Below are 21,568 nucleotides of genomic sequence, written 5' to 3'. Positions count from 1 at the left end.
CTGTAACAACCTACGCTACCGAACTGCACACTCCCGGTGCGCGACTGCTACAACCCGCACCATAACAGGCTAGACGCTGTCTCGGAAAACGCTGGTTCCGGTAACATTTTCCAACACTCAAATGACGATCCGCAGGCACTGGCCCGCGTGATACAGCGAAAAACCCGCCTCATACAAGCAACTGCGTACCCCCGCCCCGACCAGTGGTTGCATGGGTGCGAAGGGGATCGGCAACGCCTTGGCATCACCCTGGCACAGGTAATCGGCGAAGGCCTTGCCCACCACCGTACCGGTGGTCACGCCCCGGCCGTTGTAACCCGTCACGGCCACCAGACCCGGCGCCGGTTCGAACAGGCGCATCAGGTGATCAGGCGTGAAGGCGATGCAACCGGTCCAGGTGCACTCCCACTCCACCGGCTTGAGGTAGGGGAAATAGTGCTGCTGCACCCGGTCGGCCCAAGCCTTGAGGAACCAGGTTGGCTTGCGGTTGCCATTGCCCAGGCTACCCAGCAACAAACGGCCGTCCTTGTCCCGACGAATGCTGCTCAACACCTGGCGGGTGTCCCACGAACCTTGCCCGCCCGGCAAAATGCGTCGGGCCGCCTCGTCGGTCAGCGGGGCGGAAGCGACTTGATAGTAGTAGCCGGGAAAGAAGTTGCGTCGCAGCTCGGTCCAGTCGCCCTCGGTGTAAGCATTGGAGGCGATTACCACCTGCTCGGCCAATACCGAACCTTGGGCGGTCTGCACTGACCAGCGCTGGCCTTGGCGTTCCAGGCGTGTCACGGCTGAATGGTCGAACAGCTGGCCCCCCAGATCCTGCGCAGCCTTGGCCAATCCGCTGGTGTAGGCCATTGGATTGAGCGTACCGGCACGTCGATCGAGCAACGCCGCGGCTATTTTTGAGGTGCCGGTGGCCTCGACACAGGCCTGGCCGGTGAGCAACTCCACCGGAGCGCCTCGGCGTTTCCATTGTGCTTCGCGACTGCGCAGGTCCGCCTCGCCCCTGGCGTTATGGGCCATGTGCAAGGTGCCTTCGCGGCGCAACTGACAATCAATGTTGTACTTGTCGACGAGGCTGAACACCAAGGCCGGCGCGGCGCCCAGCATGCGGTTGAGTTGGCTGCCCACCGCCTCGCCGAAGCCGGCCTCGATGTCGTCCGGCGGGATCCACAGGCCGGCGTTGACCAGGCCGACGTTGCGTCCCGAGCCACCGTGCCCGGCCCGATGCGCTTCCAACACGGCAACGCGCTTGCCTTGTTCCAGCAAGTGCACCGCCGCCGACAATCCGGTGAAGCCTGCGCCGATCACGCAGACATCGACCGTGACTTCCCCCGTGAGCGCAGTATTTTCAGGCCTTTGCGGCGTCAGATTTTCCCACAGACATTCTTCGCGTAACGGCATTGCCAGACTCCGGAAATGAAACCCAACCACTACACATTCAATTGTGGGAGCGGGCTTGCTCGCGAAAGCGGACGCTCATCCAACATTGATGTCGACTGATACACCGCTTTCGCGAGCAAGCCCGCTCCCACATGGGGTCACCACTTGGCTCAAGTCTTAATCGAAGGTAATCCCCTGCGCCAACGGCAACTCCAGCGAGTAGTTCACGGTGTTGGTCTGGCGGCGCATGTAGCCGCGCCAGGCGTCGGAGCCGGATTCGCGACCACCGCCGGTTTCTTTCTCGCCGCCAAACGCGCCGCCGATTTCCGCGCCGCTCGGGCCGATATTGACGTTGGCGATGCCGCAGTCGCTGCCCACTGCCGACATGAACTGCTCGGCTTCACGCACGTCGGTGGTGAAGATGCAGGACGACAGGCCCTGAGGTACCGAGTTGTTCAGGTGCAGGGCTTCGCTGAAATCCTTGTAGCCAACCACGTAGAGAATCGGCGCAAAGGTTTCGTGACGCACGACGTCGCTCTGCTCCGGCATCTCGACGATGGCCGGCGAGACGTAATAGGCATTCGGGAACTGGTCTTCGAGCTGGCGCTTGCCGCCGAATACCCGCCCGCCTTCACTCAGGGCCTGCTCCAATGCATCCTGCATGTTGTCGAAGCTGTGCTTGTCGATCAGCGGCCCAACCAGGTTGCCTTCCAACGGGTGGCCAATGCGCACTTTCGAATAAGCGGCCTTGAGACGGGTGACGATTTCTTCTTTCACCGATTCATGGGCGATCAGGCGGCGCAGGGTGGTGCAACGCTGGCCGGCGGTGCCGACGGCGCTGAACAGGATGGCGCGCACGGCCATGTCCAGATCGGCGCTAGGGGCCAGGATCATCGCGTTGTTGCCGCCCAGTTCCAGGATGCTGCGGGCGAAGCGCGCGGCGACTTTCGGCGCCACTTCACGGCCCATGCGGGTGCTGCCGGTGGCGCTGATCAAGGCTACGCGCGGGTCATCTACCAACGCTTCACCGGCATCACGACCGCCGATGATCACCTGGCTCAGGTACGCAGGCGCATCGCTGAAGTTCTTCAGCACGCGTTCGAACAGCGCCTGGCAAGCCAGGGCGGTGAGTGGGGTTTTTTCCGACGGTTTCCAGATCACCGCGTTGCCGCACACCAGGGCCAGCGTGGTGTTCCAGGCCCAGACCGCCACGGGGAAGTTGAAGGCACTGATCACCCCGACCACGCCCAGCGGATGCCAGGACTCACGCATGTGGTGGCCCGGACGCTCGGAGGCGATGGTCAAGCCGTACAGCTGGCGGGACAGGCCGACGGCGAAATCGCAGATGTCGATCATCTCTTGCACTTCACCCAGGCCTTCCTGGGTGATCTTGCCGGCTTCCCACGACACCAGTTCGCCGAGATCGGCTTTGTACTCGCGCAACAGATCGCCGAACTGGCGCACCAACTCGCCGCGACGCGGGGCCGGTACGTTGCGCCACAAGTCGAAGGCATGTTCGGCACGGCTGACCTGCTGCTCGACCTCTGCGGCGCCTTCCCAGTTCACGGCGCCGATGCGGCTGCCATCAATGGGTGAATGCACCGGCTCGGTGCCGTTCTGGTACAGGGCCGGGCTGACGCCCAGACGATCAAGCAATGCAGCAACCATGGGGATTTTCCTCAAGCGAAAGACAAAGAATTGGCAACCGGACGATCACGGTTGATCAGACCTGTAGTTGTAGCTGGCCTGAGTCTTGCCAACAAACGACCTTTAAGCGAGATATCATTCCGTTTATTCATGCTGCCCATGACCGGTTAAGCAGAGCGACAAGAACTAAGGCCTCATCATGCTCAATAAACGCTATTTGCCGTCGATCACGGCGCTACAGTGCTTCGAAGCGGTGACCCGTCACCTGAGCTTCACCCGCGCCGCCGAAGAGCTGAACCTGACCCAGAGCGCCGTCAGCAAGCAAGTCGCGCAATTGGAGGAGTTGCTGCAGCATCTGCTGTTCCGGCGCGTGCGCCGACGCTTGCAGCTGACACCGGCGGGGGATTTGTACTTGGGAGAGGTCCGAAAAATCCTCACCCAGGTGGAAATGTCCACTCATTACCTACGTTCCTACGGTGGCGATACCGAGGTCCTGCGAGTCTCCACGCCCCCGACCTTCGGTGCGCGCTGGCTGGTCCCACGGCTGAAGGGCTGGCGCCTGCGGCATCCGACGATTCATCTGGACCTGTGCAGTGAACAGGAGGCCGACGACTTGCTGCAAGGGCGCAGCGACCTGGCGTTCTATTTCGGCCAGGGCTCGCGGGCCGGCACTGAGTCCCTGAAGTTGTTTGGCGAAGAGCTGGTGCCGGTCTGCGCCCCGGGCAGCCTGCCGGAGCAGCCCTTCACCGAGCCGACGCAACTGGCCGACCTGGTGTTGCTGCAAAACGCGTCGCGCCCGCAAGCCTGGCACGACTGGTTCGCCAGCCAGGGCTACCACACCGAACACAGCTACCACGGGCCGCGCTTCGAAACTTTCTACATGTGCATCCGCGCCGCCCAGGTCGGCTGCGGCGTCGCCCTGTTGCCACGGTTTCTGGTGGAAGAAGAACTGGCCGATGGCAAACTGGTCATCCCCTGGCAGCATGCGATGCCGAGCACCGATGCTTACTACCTGGCCTACCCCGAACACTCGGCGGAAGTGCCCAAGGTGCGACTTTTCGTGGAGTGGATGCTGGGGCAGATCGAGAGCCCGGGTACGCCGCAATAGCAGCAGCCAGCACCAACCCCTGTGGCGAGGGAGCTTGCTCCCGCTGGGGCGCGAAGCGGCCCCTTTCCATGCGGGCGCCGCGCACCCGAGCGGGAGCAAGCTCCCTCGCCACAAAAGCCAACGGATACCAAAAATCACTGGCAATACCCACCCAGGTTATGCGCCACTAACGCCCTCATCCCAAACCGCTGCACCCTGCTGCCCACCCAGCGGCCTGCCTGGAGATTCCCGTTATGAGCGAGAGTGTGTTTGCCGATCGTATCGTGCAGAACCTGCTCGACACCGACTTCTACAAACTGACGATGATGCAGGCGGTGCTGCACAATTACCCCAACGTCGAAGTCGAATGGGAGTTTCGCTGCCGCAACAGCGAGGACCTGCGACCGTATCTGGCGGAGATCCGTTTCCAGATCGAACGCCTTGCCGAGTTGAGCCTGAGCGCCGACCAGTTGGGTTTCCTGGAGCGCATCAGCTTTCTGAAGCCGGACTTCCTGCGTTTCCTGGGCCTGTTTCGCTTCAACCTGCGCTACGTACACACCGGCATCGACAACGGCGAGCTGTTCATCCGCCTGCGTGGGCCGTGGTTGCACGTGATTCTGTTCGAAGTACCGTTGCTGGCCATTGTCAGCGAAGTGCGCAATCGCTATCGCTACCGTGAAATTGTCCTGGAGCAGGCACGGGAGCAGTTGTATCGCAAGTTCGACTGGTTGAGCGCCAACGCCAGCGCCGACGAATTGTCCGAACTGCAGGTAGCGGACTTCGGCACCCGCCGTCGGTTTTCTTACCGCGTCCAGGAAGAAGTGGTGAACGTGCTCAAGCACGATTTTCCCGGGCGGTTTGTCGGCACCAGCAATGTGCACCTGTCCCGGGAGCTGGACATGAAGCCCCTGGGCACCATGGCCCATGAATGGATCATGGCGCACCAGCAATTGGGCCCGCGGCTGATCGACAGCCAGATCGCCGCCCTCGATTGCTGGGTGCGCGAATACCGCGGCCTGCTGGGGATCGCGCTGACCGATTGCATCACCATGGACGCCTTCCTGAAGGACTTCGATCTGTTCTTCGCCAAGCTGTTCGACGGTTTGCGCCATGACTCCGGCGACCCGGTCATCTGGGCCGAAAAGGCCATTGCCCACTATCACAAGCTCGGCATCGACCCGATGAGCAAGACCCTGGTGTTCTCCGATAGCCTGACCTTGCCCAAATGCCTGGATATTTTTCGGGCCTTGCGTGGTCGCATTAATGTCAGCTTCGGTATTGGCACCAACCTGACGTGTGACATCCCGGGTGTAGAGCCCATGAGCATCGTGCTTAAAATGATCAGCTGTGACGGGCAACCCGTGGCCAAGATTTCAGACGAGCCCGGCAAGACCCACTGCAAGGACCCGAATTTCGTCGCCTACATGCGACACGTTTTCCAAGTACCTGCCGCCCTTTCAGACACATCAAGCAAGGAGTGAATTCATGCAAGCCGTACAGCGTGAGATTGCTGAACAGCTCAAGGTCCAGCCACCGTTCGCCGATGACGCCGCCCTCAAGGCCGAAATCGCCCGCCGGGTGAGCTTCATTCAGGATTGCCTGGTCAACTCCGGGCTCAAGACCCTCGTACTGGGCATCAGTGGCGGGGTCGACTCGTTGACCGCCGGCCTGCTGGCCCAGCGAGCCGTGCGCGAACTGCGGGAGAAAAGCGGTAACGCGGCCTACAAGTTCATCGCCGTGCGCCTGCCGTATGAAACCCAGTTCGACGAACATGACGCACAAGCCAGCGTGGACTTCATCGAACCGGACGAGCGCCATACCGTCAACATCGGCCCGGCGGTCAAGGCCTTGGCCAACGAAGTCCTGGCATTCGAAGGCAAGGCACCGGGCATGCGGGATTTCGTGGTGGGCAATACCAAGGCGCGGATGCGCATGGTGGCGCAGTACACCATCGCCGGCGCCGAGCAGGGCCTGGTGATCGGCACCGATCACGCGGCCGAAGCCGTGATGGGTTTCTTCACCAAATTCGGTGACGGCGCCTGCGACCTGGCCCCGCTGAGCGGCCTGGTGAAAAACCAGGTCCGGGCCATCGCCCGGGACTTCGGCGCGCCGGAATCACTGGTGGAAAAAGTCCCCACCGCGGACCTCGAAGACCTGTCCCCCGGCAAACCCGACGAAGCCGCCCACGGCGTGACCTATGGCGAAATCGATGCCTTCCTGCATGGCAAGACCATCCGCGAAGAAGCGGCCCGGATCATCTGCGAGACCTACCGCAAGACCGAGCACAAGCGAGTGATGCCTTACGCCCCGTGATGGGCAAATCCCTGTGGGAGCTCGCTCGCGATAACGGTGTGTCAGCCAGCGTCAACGTTGGCTGATCCGACGCCATCGCGAGCAAGCTCGCTCCCACAGGAGGTGCGGTTATTGGCCGGACACAAAAAAGCGCCCTGAAACGGGCGCTTTTTTTGTGCCTGTAGGATTACTTCAGGGTCACAGTGCCTTTCATCATCGAGATGTGGCCTGGGAACGAGCAGAAGAAACCGTATTTTTCGGCAGCGTCGAGTTTCGAGACATCGAAGGTGACCGAGTCTTTTTCGCCAGCACCAATGAGCTTGGTATGGGCAATGATGCGGGCATCCCCATCTTTCAGATAGTTCTTGTCGATACCAGCGGGCAGGCCATCGGTGGCAATCGGCTGCATGTCAGCCTCCTTGCTCAGCACCCAGTTATGGCCCATAACGTTTTTCGGCAAGCTGCCCGAGTGCGTCAGCTCAACGGTGAAGGTCTTGCAGCTCTTGTCGATCTCGATGGCCTTGGTGTTAAAGGACATCTGGTCGGTCGAGTCGATGGTGGTCTTGCACTCCGCTGCCATCAGTTGGCTGCTGGCCAGCGTCAACAGGGATACTGCAACAAGTTTGGCAAACATCGTGAATCTCCAAGGCATGGTTAACAAAATTCCTTCAAAGGGAAAGACTGCCTGATTTTGAGACAAGTTCCTATGACCTGAATCAAAGATTGTATACAACTTAAGGCTATCAGCCTGATGGACACAATCAACCAGCCAGACGTATGACACCGCTCTATGATCGCTCCCATCACCTCTCTGGAGCGCCCTCATGAACATCAACAGCCTGTTATGCAGCTTGCTCGCCGCCTATGCCTGCGGCGCCAGCGGCACTTACGAAAAACCCCAGCGCGAGGTTTAAGTACTTTGCGCAACCCAGGCCAGGCTTTACTCTGGACCCGTTACTGACCACGGAGTAAAGCATGTCCATCGCGTCTGTTTGTGTATTTTGCGGCGCCAGCACCGGCACGAACCCAGCCTACCGTGAAGCGGCGCAGGCCCTGGGACGAGCGTTGGCGGAACGAAAGCTGACCCTGGTCTACGGCGGTGGCGCCGTGGGCCTGATGGGTATCGTCGCCGATGCGGCCCTGGCGGCCGGCGGCGAAGTCATTGGCATCATCCCGCAAAGCCTGAAAGACAAGGAAATCGGCCACAGCGGCCTGACCCGCCTGGAAGTGGTGGACGGCATGCACGCCCGTAAAGCGCGCATGGCCGAACTGAGCGATGCCTTCATCGCCCTGCCCGGCGGCCTCGGCACGTTGGAGGAACTGTTTGAAGTCTGGACCTGGGGCCAGCTCGGCTACCACGGTAAACCGCTGGGGCTGCTGGAAGTGAACGGGTTCTACAGCAAACTCACCGGTTTTCTCGATCATATCGTCGGCGAAGGCTTCGTCCGCGCGCCGCATCGTGACATGCTGCAGGTGAGCGAATCACCGCACAACCTGCTCGATGCGCTGGACGAATGGCAACCGTCGGTGCAGCCAAAGTGGGCCGAACAAAAACCCAGCTAACCGCTCGACCCCGATACAGGGCAGAATACGCGCCGCTCAACCTCACCTTCGACCCCAGAGGATCGCCCATGGCTAAACCCAATTATTCCTTCGCCAAACGTCAGAGAGACTTGGCCAAGGAGCAGAAGAAAGAGGAAAAGCTTCAGCGCAAGAAAGCGACAGCTGAAGAGGAAGCCGCAGCACTGACCCCGGATACCGAAGGCGAAGTAGCGGCAGAAGATGATGTTGCTGCACCGAAAGATCAGGCACCCGACGCCTGAGCCCCTCCGGGCCCGATGATGTAATCCGGCCCCACGGTTTGTGTCCAGGGCCGGCAGCCTAGCTGCCGGCCCTCACAACCCCAGCGCCTTGATAATCGACTCGCGATAACCTGTTGGCAGATTCGCCGGCAACCGCCCCGGCTCGAACAGCCCGATCTCCTTGTGTTCATGGCTGACCGTCGGCACGAAACCGCCCAGCAAGTGGCAGCGGTAAGTGGAGATGAAGACGTGCTTGCCGGGAATCACCTCGAACAAGTACGAATCCAGGGGCTCCCCCACGCTCACCTCAACCGCCAGTTCCTCGTCGATCTCCCGCGCCAGGCATTGCGGCGCCGTTTCGCCCAATTCGATCCGCCCACCGGGCAACTCCCATTCATCCCGTTCGTTGAGCATCAGCACGACCAGGCCTTCGGGGGATTGCAGTACGCCTTTGATAGATACAGGGAACATAACGGATCTCGCGGTTGATGAGTGCCCCTGTGGCGAGGGAGCTTGCTCCCGCTGGACTGCGCAGCAGGCCCATTTTTTTGAGCGCTTCGCACTCAAGCGGGAGCAAGCTCCCTCGCCACAAGTATTTCATTGCAGAGCTGGGTCATGACTCCAGCGGCATCACCGTCACCCGCACCTCGGGATCATGACTACCGCCCCCCAGGATCACCCCGCGCAACGGCGACACATCGGAAAAATCCCGCCCCCAGGCCAGGGTGATGTGTTCCAGGGCCGGTTGCACGTTGTTGGTCGGGTCGAAGTCCACCCACCCCAGCACCGGGCAATACACCGACACCCAGGCGTGGGACGCATCGGCACCGATCAGCCGTGGCTGGCCGGGCGGCGGCTGCGTTAGCAAGTAGCCACTGACGTAACGCGCCGCCAGCCCTCGGGAACGCACGCAGGCCAGCATCAGGTGGGCGAAGTCCTGGCACACGCCCCGTCGCCGTTCCAGCACCTCCACCAGCGGCGTCGCCACCTGGGTGGCTTCGGCATCGAAGGTGAACTCCTCGAAAATCTTCTCCATCAGCGCCCGAACGCCGAGCATCAACGGGCGTCCCGGCGGGAAGCAACTTTCGGAAAACTCGACGAAGCTGCGCTTGAGGTGCACATAAGGCGACTCGAAACGGTAGCGGCACGCGTCCAGCAACGACGCAGCCAGCGGCCGGCCGCTGTAGGTCAGCGCATTACAGGTCGACTCCCAGGCCGGGGACAGGTTGAAGTCCAACTCGGGACGGGCCAACACCTCGACGCTCAGGCGGGCGTTGACCAACAACTCGTCATGGGGCCGTTCGAAGGCCAGGCGGGTCAGCGGGTTGCCAAACACATCCTGCTCATCGCGACGGGTCGTCGGCTCCGGGTTGATCAACAGCAGTTGTTCGGTGCAGCGCTGCCAGTCACAGGGTCGCGGCCACAGGTGGGCAAGCTGCTGGGCCAGGGAGACCGGGCTGTCGTAGTGATAATGGGTGTCGTGGAGGATCTGGTAACGAGCGTTCATCAGACGGACACCGTGCGCTGGCTGACGTCATCGACGTGGGCAAAATGACGCAAGGCCAGGCGATCGGAAACCTGGCCGCTGACGTCGGCCACTTCCTGCAACAGGTCGGCCAACCCATCGAGCGCGGCGCGCAGGCTGGCTTCGCCGAACAGTGGGTTTTCCAGGCAGCGCAGGTCAAAACGTGACAGACGCGCCACCAGTTCTGGCAAGGCCGTTTCCCTGGGCGCGCCAAAATCGTCGTTCAGACGCTTGAGGGTGCGGGCGACCAGCTTCAACTGGAAGAGCACGGCATGGGGGTTTTGTTCGTCCAGCAGCAACAGGTCGAGCACGGGGATCAATTGGGCCACCGCCAGGTAACGCGAGCGGTAGGTGATGCTGCTGTTGCCCAGTTCCAGCAACCACTCCAGTCCAGCCTGGTCGAACACCGCCTCGCCCCGCAAGAACGCGGCCAGGCTGCTGCTGAGAAACTGCAAACGCTCCAGACGGCGGCCGATCATCAAGAACCGCCAGCCTTCGTCGCGGGTCATGTCGTCCAGGGCGAAACCGGAGAGTGCCGCCAGGGACATCACCAATCGGTTGAGGAAGTCCAGCAGCTCACCGAAATCCGGCTCCTCGGTTTCCAGCTCCATGGCTTCGCGTTGCAGTTCCACCAGCGCCTGCCAGTTTTCCCGGGAGAGCTTTCCGCGAACCTGCGAGGCCGCCCACTGCAAGCGCTGCAGGTTGGAGCGCAGGCTGAACGACCAGTCATCCCCCAGCAACGCCGCCTGCAGACGCTCCGGAAGTTCGCCCTCTTCAGGCAGCAACATCAGGCTTTCGCCCAGGGACACCGCCGATTTCAAGGCCTGCGGATCGTCGCCATCGACATAACGCGCCAGCATGATCCGCAGCAGCCGGGCGCTGTCGTCGCAGCGCTCGCAGTAACGGCCAAACCAGAACAGGTTTTCCACCACCCGCGAAGGCAGGTACGGATCGCGTCGCACCAGGTCATGGACCCCTACGGTTCGCTGGGCCTTCCATTGTTCACCGCCGGGCGCCTGCTCCCCCAGTACCCAAGTGTCCTTGCTGGCGCCACCGCGCTGCATCGACACCACTTCGGCGTCGGCCTCGGCGGCCACGCGGGTCAGGCCCCCGGCAGCACCCGATAATCGTCCTCCCCGGACACGGCATATACGCGCATGCCAATGGCCCGGGGTTGAAGTTGACCGTCTTCGGCCTGCCAGACCGGAGCCTGGGACAGTTGCGCCAACTCCTGGGCGACATAGGCATAGGGCCGTGCCTGCATGCGCGCCGCCAATTGACCGCGCTGCTCCTCGTTCAGGTCGCGACCGAATACTGGGCTGAAGCTTTGGGAAGGAAACGCCGGCTTGATCAACAAATGAGGCAGTTTTTCCAGGGCCTGGGCCAGCACCGGCGGCTCGCCACACCACCACGTGGCGATAGACGGCAGCATCAGTTCCTCGCCGAACAGATACTGGTTGATCTTCGGCAGGAACCCCAGCAGCCCCGGGGATTCCAGCACGCCGCTGCCCAAGGCATTGGCCACCAGCACCCGGCCCTGGCGCACCGCCTCCAGCAATCCCGGCACACCCAAGGCCGAGTCGGTGCGCAGTTCCAGCGGGTCGCAGAAATCGTCGTCGAGCCGACGCATGATGGCGTGGACCCGGCGCAGTCCGCTGAGGGTCTTGAGGTAAACCGTGGCGTCCCGAACGGTCAGGTCGCCCCCTTCCACCAGCGGATAACCCAGCTGGCGCGCCAGGTAAAGATGTTCGAAATAGCTTTCGTTGAAGCGCCCCGGCGTCAGCAGCACCACCAGCGGCGGCTCACCCTCGCTGGGGGCCTGCCGCGCGAGGGTTTCCTGCAAGGTGCGGAAGAAACCGGACAGGTGCTGCACCTTCAGGTCGCGATACAGGTCGGGGAAGGCGCGGGACACGATCATGCGGTTTTCCAGCGCATAACCGGCCCCCGAAGGCGCCTGGGTCCGATCCGCCGTGACCCACCAGCGACCATCGGGTGTACGGGCCAGGTCCACGGCATACAAGTGCAGGAAGATGCCGTCCGGCGGCGCGATGCCCTGGCACGGCCAGAGGAAATTGTTGTGCCCGAACACCAGCTCCGCCGGCAACAGCCCTTCGCTGATCAGCCGCTGCGGGCCATACAGGTCAGCCAGCACTGCATTAAGCAGCCGTGCGCGCTGAGCGATCCCGGCCGACAGTTGCTTCCATTCCTGCGCATCGATCACATGGGGCAGCAGGTCCAGCTCCCACGGCCGATCCGCGCCCTTCGGATCCGCGTAGACGTTATAGGTGACGCCGTTTTCCTGGATCTGCCGGGCCAGCAGCGCCTGGCGCTGGATCAGATGGGCCGACGTACTGCGCTGCAACTGATCGAACAACCGCTGCCAGTGCGGACGCACCGCGCCGCTGTCATCCAGCAGTTCGTGATAGGTGCCCGTCGTCAGCGGGTAACGGTCAAGCAGGTCAGGCATGGAAAGCTCGGCAGACGGCAATAAAAGGTGAGACTAGCGCAGCGCGTGACGCCCGGATAGCTGAGTTTGGAGCGGAACATGACGACTGTGGCGAGGGAGCTTGCTCCCGCTGGGCTGCGCAGCAGCCCTGAAACCTGACTACCCGGTGTGTCAGGCAAATGGAGTCGGCTGTCTTGGGGCCGCTTCGCAGCCCAGCGGGAGTAAGCTCCCTCGCCACTGGGTTCACCTACACCTTGGGTGCCCCTTGAAAACGGCGCAGATCGAGCGTGAGGGGAAACTCGTCATCCATTGCCAGGCTGGGTATCGGAAGTTTCCCAGGCGTGTGTCCGATACGGAAGAAACGCGCCATCCGCCGGCTCTCGGCCTCATTGGCATTCACCGGCAGGCTGTCGTAGTTGCGCCCGCCCGGATGGGCCACGTGATACTGGCAACCACCCACGGAACGCTGCATCCAGGTATCGAGCAAGTCGAAGACCAGCGGCGCATGCACCGGGATGGTCGGTTGCAGGCAGTTGGCCGGTTGCCAGGCGCGGAAACGCACCCCGGCGACGAACTCGCCGACCCGACCGGTGGGTTGCAAAGGCACGGGCACGCCGTTGCACGTCAGCAGATAGCGTTGCGGCGCCAGGCCGCTGAGCTTGACCTGCAAGCGCTCCAGGGAGGAGTCCACATAACGCACCGTGCCGCCCACCGCGCCCTCTTCCCCCAGCACATGCCAGGGCTCGAGGGCCTGGCGCAGTTGCAGCTCGATGCCGTTGACCGCGTAGTCGCCCACCTTGGGGAAACGGAACTCCAGGTGCGCGGCGAACCACTCGGCCTGCACCGGGTAGCCGGCGGCGTTCAGCTCATGGATGACGTCGGCAAAATCCTGCTCGATGAAGTGTGGCAACAGGAAGCGGTCATGCAGCTCGGTGCCCCAGCGCGCCAGCTTCGCCGGTGCATAGGGTTCACGCCAGAACCGCGCCACCAGTGCCCGCAGCAGTAATTGCTGGGCCAGGCTCATGCGGGCGTGGGGCGGCATCTCGAAAGCGCGCAATTCCAACAGGCCGAGGCGTCCGGTGGCACCGTCCGGTGAATAGAGCTTGTCGATGCAAAATTCAGCGCGGTGGGTGTTGCCGGTCACGTCGATCAACAAGTTGCGCAACAGTCGATCGACCAACCAGGGCGGGCATTGCTCACCCGGCTCCGGCATTTGTGCGAAAGCGATCTCCAGCTCGTACAACGCATCGTTGCGCGCCTCGTCCACCCGTGGCGCCTGGGAGGTCGGGCCGATGAACAGTCCGGAAAACAGGTAAGACAACGACGGATGGTTATGCCAGTAACTGATCAGGCTGCGCAGCAGGTCGGGACGCCGCAGAAACGGTGAGTCAGCCGGTGTCGCGCCACCCAGTACGAAATGGTTACCGCCGCCGGTACCGGTGTGCCGGCCATCGATCATGAATTTTTCGGTGGTCAGTCGGGTTTGTCGCGCCTCTTCGTAAAGAAACTCAGTGCGCTCGACCAACTCATCCCAAGTCGCCGAGGGTTGCACGTTGACCTCGATCACACCGGGATCGGGAGTGACGCGGAAATTGCTCAGGCGCGGATCGCTCGGCGGCTCATAGCCTTCCAACAGCACCGGACACTGCAGCTCCTCGGCCGTTGCCTCGATGGCGCTGACCAGTTCCAGGTAATCCTCGACCCGCTCCAACGGCGGCATGAACAGGTACAACCGGCCTTCACGGGCCTCGGCACAGAACGCGGTGCGGGTCAGCCAGTCGGCGGACTTGTCGATCTCTGGAGCACGATCCTGCTCGGCCGCCGCCTCGCCGTGCCGCGCCAGCTGTTCAGTGTCGGGCAGCTCGGGCAAATCCTGGTTCGGGTCGGTGGGGTGGATAAACGGGTACTCTGCCGCCGTCACCCAAGGTTGGGACGCCAGTGGCAAGCGATAACCCAGGGGCGAATCCCCCGGCACCAGCCGGCAGTGGTTGTCCCGCAGGTACCAGCGACCGCTTTGCCATTGATCACCCTTGGCGGTGCGAGCCAGGGGCAGGACCTGACCGATCACTTTGTCCAGGCCTTGGTTGAAGACCTTGCGCAACCGGGCCCGCTCCAAGGCGTCTTCCAGGCGCGGGTCCTGGGCCGTGACGTTCGAAGGCAACGCACCTTCGCGCCAGAGGTAATAGAAATTGTCTTCGTAGGCTGGGAAGACGAACCGCGCAGGAATATTCAAGCGCTCGGCGACGCTGGTCAGAAACCGTCCGGCCAATGCACCGTCGGCGCCGTAGTCTTGCTGCTCGTCGGCGATCAACGCACTGTTGTGCCAGATCGGCACCCCGTCACGCCGCCAATAGCAGTTGAGCGACCAGCGCGGCAACTGTTCACCCGGGTACCACTTGCCCTGGCCGAAATGCACCAGCCCCTTGGACGCATAGTGATTGCGCATGCGCTGGAACAGCTCGGCGGAGAGCCGGCGCTTGTCCGGCCCAAGCGCAGCGGTGTTCCACTCGGCGCCGTCCGGGTCATCGATAGACACGAAGGTCGGTTCGCCGCCCATGGTCAGGCGCACGTCACCCTCCAGCAGGTCGGCATCGATCTGGCGCCCCAGCGCCTGGATCGCCAGCCATTGTTCTTCGGTGTAGGGCTTGGTGACCCGCGGCGCTTCCCAGATCCGCTCCACGGACATTTCGTGGCTGAATTCGCACTCGCAAGGCTCCACCAAGCCACTGATCGGCGCTGCCGAGGACGGATCAGGACTACAAGCCAATGGGATGTGCCCTTCGCCGGCGAACAGCCCGGAGGTCGCATCCAGGCCGATCCAACCGGCACCGGGAAGGTAGACCTCACACCAGGCATGCAGGTCGGTGAAGTCCACGTCGGTACCAGACGGGCCATCGAGGCTTTTCACATCGGCGGTCAACTGGATCAGGTAACCGGAGACGAACCGCGCGGCCAGGCCCAGGTTGCGCAACAACTGCACCAGCAGCCAGGCTGAGTCGCGGCAGGAACCGGAGGCGTGCTCCAGGGTGTGCTCCGGGGTCTGGACGCCGGGCTCCATGCGGATAAGGTAGTTGATGTCTTCGCTCAAGCGTTGGTTGAGCGCCACCAAAAAATCCACCGCCGGCAGCGGCGTGCGGTCGATACCGTCCAGGTAGGCCTGGAACCTCGGCGTCAGCGGCAAGGTTTCAAGGTACGGCGCCAGCTCCTTGCGCTCATCGGCCGCGTAGGCGAACGGAATTTTTTCAGCGTAGGGCTCGAGGAAGAAATCGAACGGATTGAACACCGCCATTTCCGCCAACAGATCGACTTCGATCCGCAGCTCGCGGGTTTTCTCGGGAAACACCAATCGCGCCAGGTAATTGCCCTGGGGATCCTGCTGCCAGTTGATGAAGTGCTGGTCCGGGGAAACCTTCAGCGCATACGAAAGAATCCGCGTGCGGCTGTGGGCGGCCGGGCGCAGGCGAACGATCTGCGGGCCGAGTTCGACGGCGCGGTCGTAGCGGTAATGCGTAACGTGGTGCAATGCGACATGGATCGACACGACGTGCCTCCTGCGAGCCTGGGCGTTAGTGAAAGCGGCGCAAGACTTATGCCATGCAGGCAGGTCGGACACTTTCTTTGTCTACTCAAGGCAGTAGAGCACTAAAAACGCGCGATGCTCGCATTCGTGTGCAACGGCGCGCACATAAATGTGGCGGGGAGGTAGCGAATCGACTCAGCGTCGCGGGCGTGACGCCTTGGCGGCCTGGATGATGAGTTCACGTTGGCGGCGGATTTCTACCAGTTTGCTACGCATCTCGCGATGGCGTTTGCTGTTGAGTACCAGCAAACCTAATAGTGGAAACATCACAGCCAAAACATAGATGACCTTATGCGGATGGCTCCCTATGGTGGGTAATACGACCAGCAGGCATAAAACCAGAACGGTGACCACTCCCCACACCCACACTGGCCTTCCGCGCACCATCATGAAATTGCAGTGCACCACCACCAGGGTGACCGCCGCGCCCCCCAGAACCGACCAAGTCGCTTGCTCGTCGATTGAAGCCCCGGCGAAATAGGACACTGTCACCAAGGGAATAGCGCAGCCCAAAGAGAACAGCGCCGCGAAAATGCCGCCCATGAAAGTCGGAAAGTAACGCGCCAAAAAACGGGGCAGACTCAGATCTTCCATTACTCCTCCAGCTCTTCGTACAAGCCAACGGCAATAGTTTTGACATTGCCCGACAAACTACTACCCGTCAGGCCTATCGCCGCCCCCAAGGCGTCCTTGATCTGAGTAACCGTAGCGTGTTGCAGTTGGGTCGGAGTGAAGCGCTTTGGCAACTCGCCGGCAAGTTGCTTGAGCTTGAGCATCTTTGGCGTCAGCCGGGGATCATTGATGCTCAACAACTCTTTGGTCAACTTCGACCGTTCCTGACGAGTCAGCCCACGCAAGACTTCACGCAGACTCTTACCCGTACTGGCCTTGGCCACCCTCACAAGTTTTATGGTAGTTAAGGTAGAAGCCCCAACGCCCAGCAAAGAGGCAGCATCCAGACCGATCGAGGCGTATTGGTACCACTCTTCACTGTCCAACTTGTCATTGATCTGCGGATTAGTCACTTCTGCCGTCGTACGGATAATACCGATACCACATTGCACCGAACTCGCCGTCGCAGCCGCATAACCCAAAGCCACTACCACAGTGCTAGCCCCGGCACTGAAGGGAACCGCAATCGACCCACTGAGCACGACAATCCAACCCAATACCGCTCCAGCGCAGGACAAGGAGGTATTGATCGCCTCTCCCACCAGGCGCGATTGCCGAGGATTGACCTGCACCTGCTGGGCAAACTGCGCTGGCGCGATGTACTTCTGCGCCTCATGCAAGATGATCCGCTTGGGCTTGATGCTGCAAATCGGCTTGAACTCACGCAGGGTCACTACATTGAACTCAGCATCGATGTACACCACGCCTGCGCCGACGATGCCTGGATCGGCATCGATGGCGGCGAACAGACGTGGCAGGTTGATTTGGCTTTCAATGCGTTGGCGGGCCATGACCTGGGAGAAGCTCAGGTCCATGCCGATGCCTGTTGAAGCGCTGCTCATATGAATCGTCCTTGAGAATCGGGGGATCTTCATCGCTGTGCTGCTGGACACAAATACCGTGGCGAGGGAGCTTGCTCCCGCTGGGCTGCGCAGCAGACCCACACGATCCGACGCATTCTTCCAGGCAGACCACATCAGTCGGTTTACGACGGCTTCGCCGCCGAGGGGGAGCAAGCTCCCTCGCCACAAGGGCTGCACCCGGCTTTATTGCACTGAATTGGCTGAAATAGGCGGCGGCCACGATAGCAAATGGGCAGCACCGTCGCTAGAAAGCAAAACGCCAGCACTGAGGCTGGCGTTTTGCTTGGCAGCTTACAATCAGCGCGGCACGACAGGCTTGCGCGCAGGTTTCGGCCCTTTGCCCTTGGCGGCGTCCTTGCGTTCCTTGGCGGCCTGCTGGTTGCGGGCGAATGCCGCGGCCTTGGCCCGCTCGCGCTTGTCCCACGGATTGCCGCCATCGCTGGCACGCGGTGGCAGGCCGGTATGTTGGGTCAGGATCTTGGTGGTTTCCTTGGCCACCTTGTGGCTGCCGGCCGGCGTCGAGTTCTTGCGACGGGCGCTCTGGTAGCTGTCGGTGGCCGGCTGGTGCAGCGGGATCAATTGGTTCTTGCCCGGCCCGATCAAGTCGGCGCGGCCCATGCGAGTCAGCGCTTCACGTAGCATTGGCCAGCCCTTGGGGTCGTGATAACGCAGGAACGCCTTGTGCAGCCGGCGTTGTTCCTCGCTCTTGACGATGGTCACCGCGTCGCTCTTGTAGGTGACCTTGCGCAGCGGGTTCTTGCCCGAGTGGTACATGGCGGTCGCCGTCGCCATCGGCGATGGATAGAACGCCTGCACCTGGTCGGCGCGGAAACCGTTGCCCTTGAGCCACAGCGCCAGGTTCATCATGTCTTCGTCGGTGGTGCCCGGGTGAGCGGCGATGAAGTATGGAATCAGGTACTGCTCTTTCCCGGCTTCCTTGGTGTACTTCTCGAACATCCGCTTGAATTTGTCATAGCTGCCGATGCCCGGTTTCATCATCTGGTTGAGCGGACCTTCCTCGGTGTGCTCCGGGGCGATCTTCAGGTAGCCACCGACGTGGTGGGTCACCAGCTCCTTGACGTATTCCGGCGATTCGACCGCCAGGTCGTAACGCAGGCCGGAGGCAATCAGGATCTTCTTCACTCCAGGCAATGCCCGGGCGCTGCGGTACAGCTGGATCAGCGAAGAATGGTCGGTGTTCAGGTTCGGGCAGATGCCAGGGAACACGCAGGACGGCTTGCGGCACGCGGACTCGATTTCCGGGCTCTTGCAGGCGATGCGGTACATGTTAGCGGTCGGGCCGCCGAGGTCGGAAATGACGCCGGTGAAACCCGGGACCTTGTCGCGGATCTCTTCGATCTCGCGAATGATCGATTCTTCGGAGCGGTTCTGGATGATCCGACCTTCGTGCTCGGTGATCGAGCAGAACGTGCAGCCGCCAAAGCAGCCACGCATGATGTTCACCGAGAAACGGATCATCTCGTAGGCCGGGATCTTTTCCTTGCCATACACCGGATGCGGAACACGTGCGTAAGGCATGCCAAACACGTAGTCCATTTCCTCGGTGGTCATCGGAATGGGCGGCGGGTTGAACCAGACGTCGACTTCGCCATGTTTCTGCACCAACGCACGGGCGTTGCCCGGGTTGGTTTCGAGGTGAAGGACGCGGTTGGCGTGAGCGTAAAGCACCGCATCGCCACGCACCTTTTCCACCGACGGCAGGCGAATCACGGTTTTGTCGCGGGTCATTTTCGGGCTCGCCAGGATCTGTATGACCTCGGCTTCGCTCGGGTCTTCAACCGGGCCTTTTTCCTGCTCGATCGCGCAGGCTTGAGTGTCCTGGGTGTTCACGTACGGGTTGATGATCTTGTCGATCTTGCCCGGGCGGTCGATGCGCGTGGAGTCGACTTCGTACCAGCCTTGCGGCGTGTCGCGACGAATGAACGCCGTGCCGCGCACATCGGTGATGTCTTCGATCTTGTGACCGTAGGAAAGACGCTGGGCGACTTCGACAATCGCACGCTCGGCGTTGCCGTAGAGCAGGATGTCGGCGCAGGCGTCGATCAGGATCGAGTTGCGCACCCGGTCCTGCCAGTAATCGTAATGGGCGATGCGCCGCAGCGACGCTTCGATACCGCCAAGCACGATCGGCACATGCTTGTAGGCTTCCTTGCAGCGCTGGCTGTAGACCAGGCTCGCACGGTCCGGCCGCTTGCCCGCCAGACCACCGGGGGTGTAGGCGTCATCGGAGCGAATTTTCTTGTCGGCGGTGTAGCGGTTGATCATCGAGTCCATGTTGCCGGCCGCGACACCGAAGAACAGATTGGGCTCGCCAAGCTTCATGAAGTCGTCTTTGGACTGCCAGTTCGGCTGGGCAATGATCCCGACGCGAAAACCCTGGGCTTCCAGCAGTCGACCGATGATCGCCATGCCGAACGACGGGTGATCGACGTAGGCATCACCGGTCACGATGATGATGTCGCACGAATCCCAGCCGAGCTGATCCATCTCCTCCCTGCTCATCGGCAGGAACGGCGCCGGGCCGAAACATTCGGCCCAGTACTTGGGATAGTCAAATAACGGCTTGGCTGCTTGCATGTCGATGACCGGTATAAAAGATGAAAAATCGCGGGCGCGGAATATAGCACAAAAAACAACCAATTCCGACGGCTATGGTCGGAAATCGGCGGCTCACCGCAAATCAAATGTGGGAGCGAGCTTGCTCGCGAAAGGGCCAGCACACTCAATATCCATGCTGACTGTTACACCGCTATCGCGAGCAAGCTCGCTCCCACAGTAGCCGTGCACACCTCTGGAGAAGGGCGCGCCTCACCAGGCGCGGGACACCTTACTCATCATCATCAAAATTGTAGCTACCCGGCGCCAGGTTTTCGAAGCGCGTGTACTTGCCGATAAAGGCCAGGCGGATGAAGCCGATCGGGCCGTTCCGCTGCTTGCCGATGATGATTTCGGCGATGCCCTTGTGTTCCGTCTCGGGGTGATACACCTCGTCGCGGTACACGAACATGATGACGTCGGCGTCCTGCTCGATCGCTCCGGATTCCCGCAAGTCGGAGTTCACCGGGCGCTTGTTGGGGCGCTGTTCCAGGGAACGGTTCAACTGGGAAAGCGCCACCACCGGGCAGTTGAATTCCTTGGCCAGGGCCTTGAGGGAACGAGAGATCTCGGAAATCTCGTTGGTCCGGTTGTCGCCGCTGGAGCCCGGGATCTGCATCAACTGCAAGTAGTCGATCATGATCAGCCCGACTTCACCGTGCTCGCGCACCAGGCGACGGGTTCGGGCGCGCATTTCCGACGGACTGATACCGGCCGTATCGTCGATGAACAGCTTGCGATCGTTGAGCAGGTTGACCGCCGACGTCAGGCGCGGCCAATCGTCGTCTTCCAGTTGGCCGGAACGGACCTTGGTCTGGTCGATACGCCCCAGGGACGAGAGCATACGCATGATCAGCGATTCACCTGGCATCTCGAGGGAGTACACCAGCACAGCCTTTTCGCTGCGCAGCACGGCGTTTTCCACCAGGTTCATCGCAAAGGTGGTCTTACCCATGGACGGACGGCCGGCGACGATGATCAGGTCGGACGGCTGCAAGCCGCTGGTCTTCTCGTCGAGGTCGGTGTAGCCGGTGGACAGGCCGGTAATGGCGTTGTCGGTATTGAACAAGGTGTCGATGCGGTCGATGGCCTTGGTCAACAGGTCGTTGACGCTGACCGGACCACCGGTTTTCGGCCGGGCCTCGGCGATCTGGAAGATCTGCCGTTCGGCTTCGTCGAGGATTTCGGCGGCGGTGCGGCCTTCCGGGTTAAAGGCGCTGTCGGCGATTTCGGTGCTGATGCCGATCAACTGGCGCAAGGTGGCGCGTTCGCGCACGATCTGGGCATAGGCCTTGATGTTGGCGACCGACGGCGTGTTCTTCGCCAGCTCACCCAGGTAGCCGAGGCCGCCGACCTGGGACGTCTGGCCTTCCTTGTCCAACTGCTCGGACAGGGTGACGACGTCGATCGGCATGTTCTGATCGGCCAACTTGGCGATCGCACGGAAAATCAGGCGGTGGTCATGTCGATAGAAATCGCCGTCGGAGACTTGATCGAGCACGCGTTCCCAGGCGTTGTTGTCCAGCATCAGACCACCGAGCACAGCCTGTTCGGCCTCGATGGAATGCGGCGGCACCTTCAGGGCAGCGGTTTGCAGATCGTATTGCTCAGGAGCGGTGATTTCGTTCATGGCCACTTGATTCTTTGGGAAACGCAGG

At 61.6% G+C, this 21,568-nt stretch carries 15 protein-coding genes and 1 pseudogene; 5 read left to right on the top strand and 11 right to left on the bottom strand.

The window, feature by feature from the left end; genetic code table 11:
- Nucleotides 1-117: 117 nt before the first annotated feature.
- A complete protein-coding gene (locus CD58_RS02845; protein ID WP_025211569.1) occupies nucleotides 118-1,401 on the bottom strand; it encodes an NAD(P)/FAD-dependent oxidoreductase in 1,284 nt (427 codons plus the stop codon).
- A gap of 156 nt (nucleotides 1,402-1,557) precedes the next feature.
- Entirely contained in the window at nucleotides 1,558-3,048 is a 1,491-nt protein-coding gene (locus tag CD58_RS02840; RefSeq protein WP_025211568.1) for an aldehyde dehydrogenase family protein, read from the bottom strand.
- Between the two features lie 178 nt (nucleotides 3,049-3,226).
- Between CD58_RS02840 and CD58_RS02835 the strand changes: the two genes are divergently transcribed.
- The 3 genes from CD58_RS02835 (at nucleotide 3,227) to nadE (ending at nucleotide 6,427) form a co-directional block, all read left to right on the top strand.
- Entirely contained in the window at nucleotides 3,227-4,135 is a 909-nt protein-coding gene (locus tag CD58_RS02835) for a LysR family transcriptional regulator (protein ID WP_025211567.1), read from the top strand.
- Nucleotides 4,136-4,368: 233 nt separating this feature from the next.
- Nucleotides 4,369-5,595, top strand: coding sequence for a nicotinate phosphoribosyltransferase (gene pncB, locus CD58_RS02830; RefSeq protein WP_025211566.1), 1,227 nt, complete (start codon nucleotides 4,369-4,371; stop codon nucleotides 5,593-5,595).
- Nucleotides 5,596-5,599: 4 nt separating this feature from the next.
- Nucleotides 5,600-6,427 carry an ammonia-dependent NAD(+) synthetase gene (gene nadE, locus CD58_RS02825; protein ID WP_025211565.1) on the top strand — a complete coding sequence of 276 codons (828 nt, stop codon included), beginning with the start codon at nucleotides 5,600-5,602 and terminating at the stop codon, nucleotides 6,425-6,427.
- A 166-nt stretch (nucleotides 6,428-6,593) separates the two neighbouring features.
- Here the strand turns inward: nadE and azu are convergent, their stop codons facing one another.
- Complete coding sequence (azu, locus tag CD58_RS02820; protein ID WP_025211564.1) at nucleotides 6,594-7,040, bottom strand: azurin; 447 nt, start codon at nucleotides 7,038-7,040, stop codon at nucleotides 6,594-6,596.
- A 341-nt stretch (nucleotides 7,041-7,381) separates the two neighbouring features.
- On the opposite strand from azu, the gene CD58_RS02815 reads away from it, so the two are divergent.
- Together CD58_RS02815 and CD58_RS02810 are read left to right on the top strand one after the other, a co-directional pair.
- Nucleotides 7,382-7,969 (top strand): TIGR00730 family Rossman fold protein, encoded by a 588-nt coding sequence (locus CD58_RS02815; protein WP_025211563.1) that lies wholly within the window; start codon nucleotides 7,382-7,384, stop codon nucleotides 7,967-7,969.
- A gap of 68 nt (nucleotides 7,970-8,037) precedes the next feature.
- Nucleotides 8,038-8,229, top strand: a complete 192-nt coding sequence (locus tag CD58_RS02810) for a hypothetical protein (protein WP_025211562.1) — start codon at nucleotides 8,038-8,040, stop codon at nucleotides 8,227-8,229.
- Nucleotides 8,230-8,301: 72 nt separating this feature from the next.
- On the opposite strand, the gene CD58_RS02805 is transcribed toward CD58_RS02810, so the two are convergent.
- The 8 genes and pseudogenes from CD58_RS02805 to dnaB all read right to left on the bottom strand — a co-directional run bounded on the left by CD58_RS02805 (nucleotide 8,302) and on the right by dnaB (nucleotide 21,540).
- A complete protein-coding gene (locus tag CD58_RS02805) occupies nucleotides 8,302-8,679 on the bottom strand; it encodes an NUDIX hydrolase (RefSeq protein WP_025211561.1) in 378 nt (125 codons plus the stop codon).
- A gap of 142 nt (nucleotides 8,680-8,821) precedes the next feature.
- Nucleotides 8,822-9,715, bottom strand: a complete 894-nt coding sequence (locus CD58_RS02800; RefSeq protein WP_025211560.1) for a transglutaminase family protein — start codon at nucleotides 9,713-9,715, stop codon at nucleotides 8,822-8,824.
- A pseudogene (locus CD58_RS02795) lies at nucleotides 9,715-12,200 on the bottom strand (circularly permuted type 2 ATP-grasp protein). Before CD58_RS02795 ends, CD58_RS02800 begins: the two are co-directional and overlap by 1 nt.
- 226 nt (nucleotides 12,201-12,426) lie before the next feature.
- Complete coding sequence (locus tag CD58_RS02790) at nucleotides 12,427-15,720, bottom strand: DUF2126 domain-containing protein (RefSeq protein ID WP_025211559.1); 3,294 nt, start codon at nucleotides 15,718-15,720, stop codon at nucleotides 12,427-12,429.
- Between the two features lie 174 nt (nucleotides 15,721-15,894).
- Nucleotides 15,895-16,353 (bottom strand): DUF1614 domain-containing protein, encoded by a 459-nt coding sequence (locus CD58_RS02785; RefSeq protein WP_025211558.1) that lies wholly within the window; start codon nucleotides 16,351-16,353, stop codon nucleotides 15,895-15,897.
- Nucleotides 16,353-17,273 carry a hypothetical protein gene (locus tag CD58_RS02780; protein ID WP_025211557.1) on the bottom strand — a complete coding sequence of 307 codons (921 nt, stop codon included), beginning with the start codon at nucleotides 17,271-17,273 and terminating at the stop codon, nucleotides 16,353-16,355. The genes CD58_RS02785 and CD58_RS02780 overlap by 1 nt, the downstream gene beginning before the upstream one ends.
- Before the next feature lie 318 nt (nucleotides 17,274-17,591).
- Entirely contained in the window at nucleotides 17,592-19,892 is a 2,301-nt protein-coding gene (locus CD58_RS02775) for a YgiQ family radical SAM protein (protein WP_025211556.1), read from the bottom strand.
- A gap of 250 nt (nucleotides 19,893-20,142) precedes the next feature.
- On the bottom strand, nucleotides 20,143-21,540 hold the full coding sequence (gene dnaB / locus CD58_RS02770) for a replicative DNA helicase (RefSeq protein WP_003186384.1): 1,398 nt from the start codon (nucleotides 21,538-21,540) through the stop codon (nucleotides 20,143-20,145).
- Nucleotides 21,541-21,568 lie beyond the last annotated feature (28 nt).

Origin of the sequence: Pseudomonas brassicacearum (assembly GCF_000585995.1) — a bacterium.
Lineage (GTDB): Bacteria > Pseudomonadota > Gammaproteobacteria > Pseudomonadales > Pseudomonadaceae > Aquipseudomonas > Aquipseudomonas brassicacearum_A.
The sequence above is the reverse complement of the archived record's forward strand: the minus strand, read 5'-3'. Positions and strand labels throughout refer to the sequence as shown.